This is a genomic window from Dactylosporangium sp. NPDC000244 (assembly GCF_040300725.1).
Lineage (GTDB): Bacteria > Actinomycetota > Actinomycetes > Mycobacteriales > Micromonosporaceae > Dactylosporangium.
Genome location: NZ_JBEPEH010000026.1, coordinates 169,821 through 183,195 on the forward strand (window position 1 = coordinate 169,821; position 13,375 = coordinate 183,195).

Below are 13,375 nucleotides of genomic sequence, written 5' to 3' on the forward strand. Positions count from 1 at the left end.
ACGTCACTGACGAGCGCGGCGCACGCCCTGTGCCTCGACCGGAGTCGCGAGGTGACCCTGCGTCAACCGGGTCAGCGCCCGAACCAGCACCGCCCGCTCGTCCTCCGGCAGCGCGTCCAGCACCGCGGCGTGCACCGAGTCCGCAATCTCCTGGCTACGGGCCGCCATCTCCGCCCCCTCCGGCGTGACCGCGATGATCCGCGCGCGCCGGTCGGTGCTCGACGGCCGGCGGTGGGCGTACCCGGCCTTCTCGAGCGCGTCGACGGTCACCACCATCGTGGTCTTGTCCATCCCGCCGATCTCGGCCAGCTGGATCTGGGTGCGCTCCTCACCCAGTGCATGCGTGAGCACGCAGTGCATCCGCGGCGTCAGCCCGATCTCCGCGAGCGCCGCCGTCATCTGGGTGCGCAGCACGTGACTGGTGTGATCCAGCAGGAACGACAGGTCGGGCGTGAGCGTGGCGGCCATGTCACCCAGCATAGATACCCGGCGACGGTGTCTCTTCCGGCCGATGCCCCGACCAGCGCTCACGTCACAGGGTGCGCGGATGATCACTGTCGGGCGCCGGCTCGGGATCGACTACGGAACGTCGAACACCGCCGCCGTGATCCAGGAGCCCGGCGGACACACGCGACCGCTGCTGTTCGACGGACACCCTCAGCTACCCTCCACAGGCGCCGGTGCCGAGGCGCCCACCCGCGCCGGCACTGAAGTGGCCAGCCCAGCCGGCGCCGAAGCGGCCACCGGCACCGGCACTGAAGTGGCCAGCCCAGCCGGCGCCGAAGCGGCCACCGGCACCGGCACTGAAGTGGCCATCAGCGCCGGTGCGGAGGTGCCACCGGCTCCTAAATCGTGGTGTACGACTTCGGCGCCGGCACCTTCGACGCGTCGACCAGGACGCCCTCCTCGGCCGCGGGCGGATCGAGCGCCTCGCCGTCCCCGTGGTCGAGCGAACCGTGGCCCTGACCCGCACTGTCATCGGCACGGCGGTCCCGGCCGGCCGTCTCGCGGGCCCGTTCCTCGTCGGCGGCTCCAGCCGCATGCCGCTCGTCGCCACCCTCCCGCACCGAGTCACCGGAACAGCACCGACGGTCATGGAGCAGCTGGAGCTGGCTGTCGCCCACGGCAGTGTCGCAGTGTTCACCAAGCCATCACGGACAGTAGGATCGCGGGCCGAGATCCGCGAACGGGCATCGGTCGCCGGCGCGCCCCGGGTGTCGGAGGGAGAGGAGACGGTCGCGATCATCGCCCGACCCGGAGCCGAACCAGCGACGGAACAGGCACCCAAAGCCGAGGAACAAGCCAGGAAGGCCGAGGAGTAGACCAGGGAGCAGAGCGCAAGCGAGAAGGAGCGGGACGGCGGACGGGGACAAGGGCTGGGCGCTACTCATCGCCGCCACCCTCCTCACCGGCCTGATCGCCATGACCGGCCTGGCCCGCGGCAGCCTGCCGGAGTAGAACTTCTGGCTCGGCGACGCCCTGCTCTACCCCGGATACGCGCTGTGGCTCGCCTACCTCTTCGCCGCCCCCGCCAGCCGCCCCCAACGGCGCGCCACCGCCCACGTACTCGCACTCCAGCCGGGCTGCCTCGCCGCCTACCAGGCCGCGGCCGAGGTCGACCGCCACTGGGGAACCACCCCACTGCTCTGGGCGCTCGGCGCGTCCGGCATGGCGATGGCGCCGCCGAGGACGGTGCGGGCGGTGTTCGGCCGGGCCGACACCGCCGGTCTCCTCCTCGCGCTGACCGGCTTCGGCGCCACCCACATGCCCGACTACACAGTCGAGCTCACGACCGACGCGGGCGGCCCGGCCGTGGTGGCGTTCACGGGCGCCGGCGCCGCCCTGGGCCGGTACGTGGCCGCCCGCGAGCCGGGCGCACGCCGCTGGCTGCCGAGAACGCCGCGATCCTGCTGCTCGCCGGTGGCGGCGCCGCCACCGTGCGCATCGCCGCCGAACTGGCGTATCCGGGCGGGAGCGCTACCTTGGCCTAGGCGGCCCCGTCGGTTCGCACGGGAGGCCGCCGAGACGCTAAAGTAGAGCGTTCGGGCAACAAAAAAGACGCCACAAGGGCGCCGATTGCTACATGTTAGCCGACTGGAGAGCGGATTGTCAAACCCATCCGACACAGCCGACATTGTCGAGGAGCAGGGGCGTCTCGACACGCTGTACGGGCACCTCGACCGCCTGCGTGAGGAGGCGTCGGGGCAGCTGACGAGGACGCTGCTGCAGACCGGGGGCACGCCCGCGGACCGCTCGCACCGCGACTCGCAGACGGCGCTCTACACGGACCGGATCGCGCAGTACAGCGCGGTCGAGAACGGGCTGTGCTTCGGGCGGCTCGACTTCGCCGGGGACGAGGTCCGGTACATCGGCCGGATCGGCATCTTCGACGAGGAGAACGACTACGAGCCGCTGCTGATCGACTGGCGGGCACCGGCGTCGCGGCCGTTCTACCTGGCCACCGCGGCCGCGCCGGACGGGGTGCGCCGCCGCCGGCACATCCGCACCGTGCGGCGGAGCGTGACCGGGCTCGACGACGAGGTCCTGGACCTGAACGAGGCCCACGCCACCGGGCGCGGCGCGCACGACGGGGTGACCGGCGAGGCGGCGCTGCTGTCCGCGCTCACCGCATCCCGTACCGGCCGCATGCGCGACATCGTCGAGACCATCCAGGCCGAGCAGGACCACGTCATCCGGGCCGACCTGGGCGGCGTCCTCGTCGTGCAGGGCGGCCCCGGCACCGGCAAGACCGCCGTCGCGCTGCACCGCGCCGCGTACCTGCTCTACACCCACCGCCAGATGCTCTCCTCGCGGGTCGTGCTCATCGTCGGGCCCAACGCGACCTTCCTGCGGTACATCTCCCAGGTTCTGCCGTCGCTGGCGGAGACCGGTGTGCTGCTGGGCACCATGGGTGACCTGTTCCCGGGTGTCGTCGCCGACCGGGAGGAGCCGGCCGACGTCGCGGCGGTCAAGGGCCGCGCGGAGATGGCCGACGTGCTGGCCGAGGCGGTGCGGGACCGGCAGCGGGTGCCGTCCGAGCCGATCACGCTGCACCTGGACCTGCTCGACGGCGGTGAGGTCGTGCTCGAGCCGGCCGTGATCGAGGACGCCCGCGAGCGCGCCCGGCGCTCCGGCAAGCTGCACAACCTCGCCCGCCCGACCTTCGACACCGAGATCATCCACGCGTTGTCGCTGCTGGTGGCGGACACGATCGGCATCGACCCGTACGCCGATGATCCGCTCGGCGGGGACGACGCCCCCGGCGACTCCCAGCTGCTCGACGAGGCCGACCTCGCCGAGATCCGCCGGGAGCTGCGCGGCGAGGCCGAGGTCCTCGGTGCCCTGGACTGGCTGTGGCCGATCCTCACCCCGCAGCAGCTGCTCGCCGGGCTGTTCGCGTCCGACAAGCGCCTGGCCGCGGCCGGGGCCGACCCGCTACTGAAGCGCGCCCCGCGGGAGGGGTGGACGCCGGCCGACGTACCGCTGCTGGACGAGGCCGCCGAGCTGCTCGGCGAGGACGAGACCGTCCTGGAGATCCTGGCCGAGCGGCGGCGCCGGCAGCAGATCGCCTACGCCGAGGGGGCCCTGGAGATCGCGTTCGGGTCGCGGTCGATCGACGTCGAGGACGAGGACGACCCCGAGCTGCTCTCCGTCACCGACCTGCTCGAGGCGGACCGGCTCGCCGAGCGGCACGACGAGGGCGAGGCGCTCACCCCGGCCGAGCGGGCCGCCGCCGACCGCAAGTGGGCGTTCGGGCATGTGATCGTCGACGAGGCCCAGGAGCTCTCGGCGATGGCGTGGCGGCTGCTCATGCGCCGCTGCCCGAGCCGCTCGATGACCGTCGTCGGCGACGTCGCCCAGACCGGCGACCTCGGCGGCGCGTCGGCGTGGGGCGACGCGCTCGTCCCGTACGTCGGGGACCGCTGGCGGCTGCGCGAGCTCACCGTCAACTACCGCACGCCCGCCGAGATCATGTCGGTCGCGGCGCTGGTCCTCGCCGGGATCGACCCGGATCTCGAGCCGCCGCGGTCGGTCCGGCAGGCCGGCGTCGAGCCGTGGGTGCGCGGCGTGGGTGAGTCCCGCCTCGGTGACGCGCTCGCGGAGGCGGTCGAGCAGGAGGCCGAGGCCGCCGGCGAGGGCCGCCTGGGGGTCATCCTGCCCGGAGGGATTTTCGAGGATCTGGTAGCGCACGTGCGCAAGGCGGCCCCCGATGCCGCGCTCGGCGAGGAGCCGGACCTCACCACCCGGGTGGTCGTGCTGACCGTCAAGCAGGCGAAAGGCCTCGAGTTCGACGGCGTCATCGTGGTGGACCCGGAGCGGATCGTGGAGGAGTCGCCGCGCGGCGCCAACGACCTCTACGTGGCCCTGACCCGCGCGACACAGCGGCTCGGGATCCTGCACCCGGGTTCGCTGCCGGACTCGCTGCACGCGGTGATCGGCATGTGATCGGGGAGGGGGGAAGTCGGGAGCGTGATGGGTCGGACTCCAGCACGCTCACCGAACCGAGTGGAGCCTAGCAACCCCTCCGCGGGCCCTCTCAACGGAGGTGTCCGGTGACGTTCCCGCAGACCAGGACGTGGAAGACTCAGGCGTCGTCCTTGCGGCGCCACGAGTCGACGTACAGCGCGATCAGGATCAGCACGACCACCGCGAGGCCGAGTATGATCCAGACGAATACGGCATCTCCCCCCATGCGGCGACGGTACCGGTGCAAGCCCCCGCGGGGCGTCGCACGCACGAGTGACAGCGGGCTTGATACGGTCCGCTGCGATGACCGCGCAATTCGTGCTCGACAACACCACCCTCGGCCCTGTGCCGCTGACCCCCGAAATCCGGCTCCGGCTCGCCGACGAGGCCATTGAGCTGTGGGAACGGACCGAAAGCGATCAGGGTGCGCAGATGCCACCGCCCTTCTGGGCGTTCGCTTGGGCCGGCGGGCAGGCGCTCGCGCGGTACGTCCTGGACCACCCGGACCTGCTCGCCGGCCGCAGTGTGCTCGACCTCGCGGCCGGCTCGGGGCTGGTCGCCATCGCGGCGATGAAGGCCGGCGCGGCGCGCGTCACCGCGGTCGAGATCGACGAGCTCGCGGTGGCCGCGATCGGGATCAACGCCGAGGCCAACGGGGTCGCCGTCACCCCGCTGCTCGCCGACGTGCTCGAGCGTGACCCCGACGCCGAGGTGGTGCTCGCCGGGGACGTGTTCTACAGCCGCGAGATGACCCGCCGGATGCTGGACTACCTGCGCCGGGCGGCCCGCGGCGGTGCGACGGTCCTCGTCGGCGACCCCGGCCGCGCCTACCTGCCGCGCGAGCACCTGGCGCTGCTGGCCGAGTACGAGGTGCCGGTGCCGCAGACCCTCGAAGACGCCCCGGTCAAGCGCACCACCGTGTGGTCGGTCAACCCGTAGCCATGACGATCCCCGAGCGCCGCACCCCGCCCGGCCTGCCCGCCCCCGCCGACGGGTCCGCGGACTTCACCGAGGCCTGGCTGGCCAACCGGCGGCTGTCCGCGCACACCCGGGCCGCCTACCGCCGCGACGTGCACCAGTTCCTCGCCTGGTGCGCCGGGCGCGGCCTGGACCCGTTGCGCGCCTCGTTCCTGCACGTCAACGCGTACGCCCGCGACCTGGAGACCACCGTCGACGGCCGCACCGGCCGCGTGATGGCCCCGGCGAGCGTGGCGCGGAAGCTGTCGGCGCTGTCGAGTTGGTACGCGTTCCTGCTGCGGCTCGAGGCGGTCGCGGCCAACCCGGTCGGCGGCGCGGACCGCCCCCGGGTGAACCGTGACGTGTCCGCGACCGTCGGGCTGGCCGCGGCCGAGGTCGACGCGATGCTCGCCGCCGCCGACCGCCTCGACGGCCCGACCGCCGCCCGCGACCGGGCCATCCTCGCGCTGCTCGCCGACCTCGGCCTGCGCGTCGGCGAGGTCGTGGCGCTGGACGTCGAGGATCTCGGCGCCGAGCGCGGCCACCGCACCGTGCGCTTCACCGGCAAGGGCGGCAAGGCGCGGCGCCGGGCGCTGACGCCGGGCGTCGTCCGCGCCATCGACGACTACTTACCGCAACGCGGCGACTCTCCAGGGCCACTGTTCGCCACCGCGACCGGCGGCCGCGTCGACCGTCACGCAGTGTTCCGCCTCGTGCGCCGCCTCGCCCGCGACGCCGCGGTGCCCGCCTGGGAGCGCCTGAGCCCGCACTCGCTGCGCCACGCGTTCGCGACGACGGCCCGCGACGAGGGCGTGCCGCTCGAGGACGTGCAGGACGCGATGGGCCACGCCGACCCGCGCACGACCCGCCGTTACGACCGGGACCGCTACAACCTCGACCGCGACCCCGCCCACACGCTGGCCGCCGCCCGCGCGAGGCGAAGAACCTGAGGCAGATTGCTCGGGCCCGCGTCACCTGCGGACCGTTGCTCCCGCCAGGGACCCCGCTGGGGCCCAGCATTCGCTGGCCCGAGCGGGGCGACGTCCGCGGTGCCAAGAACGAACCACGCCCGACGAGACGGGACAGTCGCCCGCCCGCCCGGCCGGATCGGCGGTGCACCCGGCGCGGCGTGCGGCCGAGTCGGACTGTACCGCGAAGCACGAGTCTCTGGCCCACGCGGCCGAGTCGGACGGTGCCGGGAAGACGGAAGCAACTCAGCGCAGCACGGCCGCCAGCAGGTCCACGCCCAACGCGCTCAGATCGGGCAGGTTGAGGGTGTACCGCACGTAACGACCGTGTCGCCGAGCCGTGAGCAGGCCCGCGCGGCGCAGGACGGCAAGATGGCGCGACACCTCCGGGGGTGACAGCTCCCAGAAGTTGGCCAGCTCGCTGGTGGTGTGCGGGCCGCGGGCCAGGGTGCGCAGCAGCCGCAGCCGTACCGGATGCGAGAGCGCCTCCAGCCGGAGCGTGACCGTCTCCAGCGAGACCGGCTCCGCCGGACTGGGCTCGGCGACGGGGTACTGAACCACCGGATGCCACCCGGGTGCGTGGACCGCCACCAGGTGCGGGCGGCCGAAGACGCTGGGGATGAACGTGACCCCGGCGCCACGGGCAGCGGTCGCCTTGTCCTGCACCTTGTCCACGATGATGCGCCCGCCGTCCGGTGCCAGGGTGACCGCGCCGGAGACCGAGGCGAGCGCCGGCCCGATGCCGTGGCGCCTGAGCAGGTCGTTCTTCAGGCGCAGATCGGTGGCGAGCCGCACCGCGACACCCGCCCAGGCACGGTCGAAGAAGGCACCGGCGCATGCTTCGAGAGTGTGGCGCACCTGGGCCCGCACCGCGGCCGGGTCCGCGAGCAGCCGTTGCGCGAAGGCCTCCTGCCGTGCGCCGCGGGCCTGGGCCACCTCCAGGGCCCGCTCGCGTGCGGTCGTGTCGGTGAGCGGCGACGCGCCGGGGAAATGGACCCGGTTGCTGCCGCACGTGGTGACGAGCGCGGCGGTCACGTACGTCTCGTCGTCGATCCGGTCCACGTCGTCCAGCTCCTCGGCGAGGGTCGCCCGGGGCCGCGCGGGGATCAGGAAGTCGGCCTGTGAGGAACGCCAGAGGAACTCGGCCTCGGTGAGCCGGTCGGCCAGATCGCCCCGCAGCCCGGCCCAGACGTCCGCGGCCCAGCCGGCGAGCTGCGGATGGTGACCGGGCGCGGCCAGCACATGCAGCATCGCGGTCAGTTCGGCCAGCGGGGAGGCAGCGAACCGCACACGCTCGGACGGCAGGCCGCTGATGTCGATCCTCAGCGTCATCCCCACATCATCACCGCCAAGGCACCCCGGCGACGACGTCGATTGACGAACTGCGTCAACCGGCGTGCCCCGCCCCGGCGGCCGAACGCACCGTCTGAGCCGTGGCAACCATCACCGCAATCCGGCCCCGCGCCCTCGTACGCGCATCAGGAGGCCCCCGCTATGCCGTCGCCCTGGCCGTGGACGCGCTCGGCACCGGCCTGCTGCGCCCCTTCCTGCTCCTCTACGGCGTGACGGTGCTAGGGCTGTCCGCGCCGGTCACCGGCACCGCCATGACGGTCGGCATCGTCACGGGTCTGGTGTGCATGCCCGCGGTGGGCCGATGGCTGGACCGCGGCGCCCGCAGCACGGTCGTGGCAGCGTCGATGCTGGTGCGGGTCCTCGGCGTGGCGCTGCTGCTGGCCGCCCCGGCGGGCCACGTCTGGCTGTTCACGGCGGCGGCCCTCTTCCTCGGCATCGGCAACCAGGCCTGGCCCGCCGCCCACGCCGCCCTCGTGGCCACGGTCGCCCACGGCCGGGAACGCGACACCGCCCTCGCCGGGGCCCGCGCCCTGCGCAACGCCGCCCTGGGCGTCGGAGCGCTCCTCGCCACCGCATGCCTGGCGGGCGGCACCACCGCGCTGCGGGCGCTGGCGGCGGTCACCGCGCTCGCGTACCTTGCCGCGGCCGCCTTGGCGTGGTCGGTCCAGGTGCGCGCACATCCAGCGGAGGCCGCCCCGGCCAAGGACGGGGACGACGAGCCCGCACCCCGGATGCTCGCGCTCCTCGCCGCCAACGTGGTCTACGTCTTCTGCCTCAACGTCCCCGAGATCGCGCTCCCGCTGGTCCTGGTGACGCAGCTGCACGCGTCCCCGGTGTGGCCGGCCGCCGTCTTCGTGGCCAACACGGTGCTGGTCGTCACCCTCCAGGTGCCGGTCACCGTCCTGCTGTCCCGGTACTCCCGGCGCACCGTGCTGGCCCTCTCCGGCGTGGTGCTGGCCGCGTCCTATCTCGGCTTCCTCGCGGCCACCACGCTGGGACACGGCTGGGCTGTCCCAGCCGTCGCCGCGGTGTCGGTGCTCTGCACGATCGGCGAGATCGTCTACGCCGGCAGCGCCACCCCGCTCGTCACCGCGCTCGCCCCGGCCCACGTCCTGGGGCGCGCCCTCGCGCGCTTCCAGCTCTCCACGGGCTTCGGCCTCGCCGTCTCCCCGGCGGCCATCACCGCGCTCGCGCCCCACGGCCCGACCGCCCTCTGGGGCAGCCTCGCCGCCGCGACCCTAGTCTCCGCCTCCGCCGTCGCCGCCGAGAAGGACCGAGGAACACGGCTCAGACGGCGGCCGTGACGCCGTCCTTGGCCGGCAGCGTCCCCGCTCGACGGCCGCCCACGCAGTCCGCTCGTCAGTCGTCGCCATCCATCGCCCTCGCCGCCCGTAGCCTGCCGTCGCCTGCGGTCACCGCCCGCCGTCGCCCGTGGTTGCCGCCCGTCGCCTGCCGTCACCGCCCGTGGTTGCCGCCCGCCAGCCATCGCCTGCCGTCGTTGCCGCCCGCCGTTGCCCATCGCCTGCTGTCACCGCCCATCACCGCCCGCCGTTTGTGCACTGCGCCTGGAGCCACCTTCGGCAGGCCGGCGTCGGGCGGCGTCCACGTCGTCGCGGCCCCTGTTCGCCCTGAGCGTGCGCCTTGAGCGTGCGCCCCGGCCGTCGCCGACTGCACCGAGGTGATCCCGCGCTACCCCGCCGGACCGATCTGGTCTGGGAACCTCGTCACACAGCTTCGTCCCGTCAAAGATAGTTCCGTTGCGGACGATCTGCTACGGTCGGACTTATGAGACAGAATCGATGGCTCGCGCTCGCCGTGCTCGCGACCGGCATGCTGATGGTCATCCTCGACGGCAGCATCGTCACGGTCGCCATGCCCGTCATGCAGCGCGATCTCGGCCTCACGCCCGAGGGCCTGACGTGGGTGATCAACGCGTACCTGATCGCGTTCGGCAGCCTGCTACTGCTCGCCGGCCGGCTCGGTGACCTGCTCGGACGCAAGCGGGTCCTGCTCGCCGGAACCGCGGTCTTCGTCGCCGCCTCCGTGCTCGCCGGCCTGGCCACCAGCCCCGAGATGCTGATCGCGGCCCGATTCCTGCAGGGCGTCGGCAGCGCGATGGCCAGCGCGGTCAGCCTCGGCATCCTCGTCACCCTGTTCCCCGAGCAGCGCGAACGGGCGCGCGCGATCGGCGTGTTCTCGTTCACCGGCGCGGCGGGAGCGTCCCTGGGTCAGGTCCTCGGCGGTGTGCTCACCGACGCCCTGAGCTGGCACTGGATCTTCCTCATCAACGTGCCGATCGGCGTGGCGACCCTCGCGCTCGCCGTGCCGTACCTGCCGAACGACCGCGGCCTCGCCCTGCGCGCCGGAGCGGATGCGCTCGGTGCACTCCTGGTGACGGCTGGCCTGATGACGGGCATCTACGCCGTGGTACAGACGAGCGGTAGCCGCCTCCTCACCGCCGGTGCCGCCGCCGTCCTGCTGGCCGCGTTCGTGCTGCGCCAGGCCCGCGCGCGAACTCCGCTGATGCCGCTGCGCGTGCTGCGCTCACGCCAGGTCGCCGGCGCGAACGCGCTGCAGATCCTGATGATCGGCGCGATGTTCTCGTTCCAGATCCTGATCGCCCTGTACATGCAGCGGGTGCTGCAGTACTCGGCACTACAGACGGGCCTGGCGATGCTGCCGGCCGCGCTCACCATCGCCGCCGTGTCACTGGGCGTGTCGGCGCGGCTCATCCACCGTTACGGCGAGCGCACGATCCTCATCGCCGGCCTAGCACTCCTCACCGCAGCGCTCGGATGGCTGACGAGGCTGCCGGTCGACGCGCGATACGCGACGGATCTCCTGCCGGTCATGCTGCTCATCGCGGGCGGGGGCCTGGTGCTGCCCGCCATCACGGGCCTGGGCATGTCGGGCGCCCGCCCGGACGACGCGGGCCTGGCGTCAGGGCTCTTCAACACGACCCAGCAGCTCGGCATGGCGATCGGGGTGGCGGCACTGTCCACTGTGGCCGCGTCACGCACCGACGCTCACCTGCACGCGGGCGCGGCGGAGGCGGCCGCGCTCACCGACGGGTACCGGCTCGCCTTCACCATCGGCACTCTCCTGCTGGCGGCGTCGATCGCGGGTGCGGCACTGCTACTGCGTCCGACGTCCACGGCTTCAACGGCGGCACCATCGGAGCCATCGACCGACACGTCGGCCACGTCGGCCGGGTCAGCCACGTCGGCCACGTCGGCCGGGTCAGCCACGTCGGCCACCTGACGCAGTTCGGCCACTGCTCGCCAAATCGGCGGACGTGAACCACGCCGGCAGCGCCTGACCCGGTTTCGCCGCCGCGGCTGCCTCGGCCAAGTCAGCCCACCTGGTCGCCGTCGCGGGCGATGACCCCGCAGATGACCCGGGTGTTGAGCGTGCCGCCGCGCCCATCCGACCCGGTTCGACGCCTTGGTCATCGGTAGCCACGCCCCGAGCGGTCGGCGACCGGAGCGTCACGCTCCGCTGACGCGGCTCCGGTGCGCGGCACACGGACGAGGTCGTCAACTTCGGGTGACGCCGCGACTACGGTGAATGCCTCGGGCTCGGACTGCAACGTCCGGGTGCCGCGGCCCGTCTCTCTCAGGACTGACGTTGGCGGGTTCGTCGCCGGGGAGTGGCGGACCAGGTGGGCATGATCGGATTCGGGGCGGGCTGTGGCCGGTTTCTCAGGCGTGTCTGCGACACTGTCGCGCATGCTGCAGCGGGTCGGGGGCGCGATCAGGGCGTCCGTGTTGGTGGCGGTCGCGCCGGTGGTGGTGGCGCTCGGGAGTCCGGCGACGGCGTTCGGGTCGCCAGTGCCGCAGAAGGCGCCCAGCCCGGCGCCGAGCGCGTCGGGCTCCGTGAACCGGAATCTCGGCCCGTCCATTCCGGGTAGCACCGTGTGCACGATGAGTGACCCGCAGCTGACCGAGATTTCGGGAATCGTGGCGACCGCGAACGGTTACGCGGTCATCAACGACAGCAACGTGGAGCGGTCGCGGGAGAAGATCTTCTTCCTGAGCGAGCAGTGTGCGGTGACGCGCAGCGTGGGGTACCCGAGCAGCGCCTTCGACCCGGAGGACCTCGCGATCGCGAAGGACGGGACGCTGTGGGTCGCGGATGTCGGCGACAACACCACGCTCACTGGCGGCTCCGGGAACCGGCGCTCGTCGATCGCGCTGTGGAGCCTCGCACCGGGGCAGAACACACCAGTGATTCACCGCCTGGCGTACCCCGATGGGAAGGCCCGCGACGCCGAGGCGCTGATCATCGACGGTGAGGGTCGCCCGGTGATCATCACCAAGGACCCGGTCGGCGAGGTGTACACGCTCACGCAGCCGCTGCCGGCCAACAACGCCAATCCGGCGGCGCTGACGCGGGCCGGCTCGTTCCGGCCGCAGGCGACGGGGACGACGAACCCGTACGGCATCCTGGGCACCTCGGTCGTGACCGGTGCGGCACTGAGCCCGGACGGCAAGCGTGCGGTGGTGCGCACGATGGCCGACGCGTACGAGTTCGACGTCACGGACGGTAACGTGGTCGATGCGATCACGGGCGGGTCGGTGCCGCGGATCACGCCGCTGCCGAGCGAGCCGCAGGGTGAGGGCATCGCCTACACGCGTGACGGTGCCGAGTTCCTGACAACGTCGGATCAGCCGAAGGCGAGCTCGATTCTGCGGTACACGCCGTATGCCCCGCCGGCGCCGCCGTCTGCGGCACCGACCGTGCAGGCGCAGGCACCGAAGGCCGCGGATCGGTCGTTTGTGCAGAGCCTGTCTTTGCAGGACATCACCCGGATCGTGATCGGCATCGGGGTGTTGGGCGTGCTGATGATCGCCGTCGGGGTGTTCGCGGTGATCCGCTCGCGGCGGCGCCGGCGTGCACTGCTGGTGAGCGGTGGTGCCGTCCCTGCTGACGACGGGGTGGCCGCGGCCGATTCCGGAAGTCCGGACGACCCTGGTGTGGCGACCGATTCCCCGGCGTCGGCCGGCTCCGAGCCCGGAGCAGTGTCAGCGAGCGGCGGGTCCGCTCCGCCGTTCACGGCGACGCCGACCGCCTCGGCCCCGACTAACTCGGCGGTCCCAACCAACCCGGCCATCCCGGACAGCTCGGCAGCCGAGACCGCGCCGACGGCCGACGTGGCCGCTGGAGCAACTGCGGCCGCGTCGGGAAGCGCGGCCGTCCAAGCAAACTCGGCCGCGCCGACCACCTCAGCCACCGAGACCGAGCCGGTGACCAGCGACAGCGCACCGAAGGGCGACGACGACTTCGCGCCCGCCGGCGCGACATCACCGGGTGTTTCGGCCAACGGCCAGGCATCGGCTACGGACTCGACGGCGGCGTCACCGGAGGCGAAGCAGCCGAATGCGGGCCAGCCCGCAGCTCACCCGACTGCGCCCCCTGCGACCGGTCCGGCTCCTGCACAATCCAGAGGGTCGGGTGCCTCGGGCCGACCGGCGAAGGCGGCGAAGCGCCCGCCGGCGGACGGCTCGAGCGGCTCCAGCTCGGCCTGACGAGCGCCTAGATGATTGATGCCTTGAAGATTCGGGCGTGTGTCGCTGCTGGATAGATGCGGGGAGGGTGTCCAAGATCAGCGTTGCTGACCCAGCCGCCGA

Annotated in this window: 11 protein-coding genes; 7 read left to right on the forward strand and 4 right to left on the reverse strand. The window is 72.8% G+C overall.

The genetic code is table 11. The features are described from left to right. Positions 1 to 3: 3 nt before the first annotated feature. On the reverse strand, positions 4 to 468 hold the full coding sequence (locus ABT369_RS34055) for a MarR family winged helix-turn-helix transcriptional regulator (protein WP_350618172.1): 465 nt from the start codon (positions 466 to 468) through the stop codon (positions 4 to 6). Positions 469 to 845: 377 nt separating this feature from the next. Then, positions 846 to 1,067, reverse strand: a complete 222-nt coding sequence (locus tag ABT369_RS34060) for a hypothetical protein (RefSeq protein WP_350618174.1) — start codon at positions 1,065 to 1,067, stop codon at positions 846 to 848. A gap of 27 nt (positions 1,068 to 1,094) precedes the next feature. Between ABT369_RS34060 and ABT369_RS34065 the strand changes: the two genes are divergently transcribed. Beyond that, on the forward strand, positions 1,095 to 1,322 hold the full coding sequence (locus ABT369_RS34065) for a hypothetical protein (RefSeq protein ID WP_350618176.1): 228 nt from the start codon (positions 1,095 to 1,097) through the stop codon (positions 1,320 to 1,322). Positions 1,323 to 1,595: 273 nt separating this feature from the next. On the opposite strand, the gene ABT369_RS34070 is transcribed toward ABT369_RS34065, so the two are convergent. Beyond that, on the reverse strand, positions 1,596 to 1,721 hold the full coding sequence (locus ABT369_RS34070; protein WP_350618178.1) for a hypothetical protein: 126 nt from the start codon (positions 1,719 to 1,721) through the stop codon (positions 1,596 to 1,598). Between the two features lie 385 nt (positions 1,722 to 2,106). Between ABT369_RS34070 and ABT369_RS34075 the strand changes: the two genes are divergently transcribed. The 3 genes from ABT369_RS34075 to ABT369_RS34085 all read left to right on the forward strand — a co-directional run bounded on the left by ABT369_RS34075 (position 2,107) and on the right by ABT369_RS34085 (position 6,374). Continuing rightward, positions 2,107 to 4,446 (forward strand): HelD family protein, encoded by a 2,340-nt coding sequence (locus ABT369_RS34075; RefSeq protein ID WP_350618180.1) that lies wholly within the window; start codon positions 2,107 to 2,109, stop codon positions 4,444 to 4,446. A gap of 324 nt (positions 4,447 to 4,770) precedes the next feature. Further along, complete coding sequence (locus ABT369_RS34080; RefSeq protein ID WP_350618182.1) at positions 4,771 to 5,406, forward strand: class I SAM-dependent methyltransferase; 636 nt, start codon at positions 4,771 to 4,773, stop codon at positions 5,404 to 5,406. 2 nt (positions 5,407 to 5,408) lie between these two features. Next, on the forward strand, positions 5,409 to 6,374 hold the full coding sequence (locus ABT369_RS34085) for a tyrosine-type recombinase/integrase (protein ID WP_350618184.1): 966 nt from the start codon (positions 5,409 to 5,411) through the stop codon (positions 6,372 to 6,374). 264 nt (positions 6,375 to 6,638) lie between these two features. On the opposite strand, the gene ABT369_RS34090 is transcribed toward ABT369_RS34085, so the two are convergent. Continuing rightward, positions 6,639 to 7,724, reverse strand: coding sequence for a DUF5937 family protein (locus ABT369_RS34090; protein ID WP_350618186.1), 1,086 nt, complete (start codon positions 7,722 to 7,724; stop codon positions 6,639 to 6,641). 101 nt (positions 7,725 to 7,825) lie between these two features. Between ABT369_RS34090 and ABT369_RS34095 the strand changes: the two genes are divergently transcribed. From ABT369_RS34095 to ABT369_RS34105, 3 genes are all read left to right on the forward strand, one after another. Continuing rightward, entirely contained in the window at positions 7,826 to 9,049 is a 1,224-nt protein-coding gene (locus ABT369_RS34095) for an MFS transporter (RefSeq protein WP_350618188.1), read from the forward strand. A gap of 481 nt (positions 9,050 to 9,530) precedes the next feature. After that, entirely contained in the window at positions 9,531 to 11,006 is a 1,476-nt protein-coding gene (locus ABT369_RS34100) for an MFS transporter (RefSeq protein ID WP_350618190.1), read from the forward strand. Positions 11,007 to 11,473: 467 nt separating this feature from the next. Next, entirely contained in the window at positions 11,474 to 13,273 is a 1,800-nt protein-coding gene (locus tag ABT369_RS34105) for a hypothetical protein (protein ID WP_350618192.1), read from the forward strand. Positions 13,274 to 13,375: the final 102 nt, after the last annotated feature.

Bases quoted from the DNA above. Each gene is read 5' to 3' on its own strand.
- ABT369_RS34065 (WP_350618176.1), top strand. From the start codon at position 1,095: ATGGAGCAGCTGGAGCTGGCTGTCGCCCACGGCAGTGTCGCAGTGTTC.
- ABT369_RS34085 (WP_350618184.1), top strand. From the start codon at position 5,409: ATGACGATCCCCGAGCGCCGCACCCCGCCCGGCCTGCCCGCCCCCGCC.
- ABT369_RS34055 (WP_350618172.1), bottom strand. From the start codon at position 468: ATGGCCGCCACGCTCACGCCCGACCTGTCGTTCCTGCTGGATCACACC.
- ABT369_RS34080 (WP_350618182.1), top strand. From the start codon at position 4,771: ATGACCGCGCAATTCGTGCTCGACAACACCACCCTCGGCCCTGTGCCG.
- ABT369_RS34100 (WP_350618190.1), top strand. From the start codon at position 9,531: ATGAGACAGAATCGATGGCTCGCGCTCGCCGTGCTCGCGACCGGCATG.
- ABT369_RS34105 (WP_350618192.1), top strand. From the start codon at position 11,474: ATGCTGCAGCGGGTCGGGGGCGCGATCAGGGCGTCCGTGTTGGTGGCG.
- ABT369_RS34090 (WP_350618186.1), bottom strand. From the start codon at position 7,724: ATGACGCTGAGGATCGACATCAGCGGCCTGCCGTCCGAGCGTGTGCGG.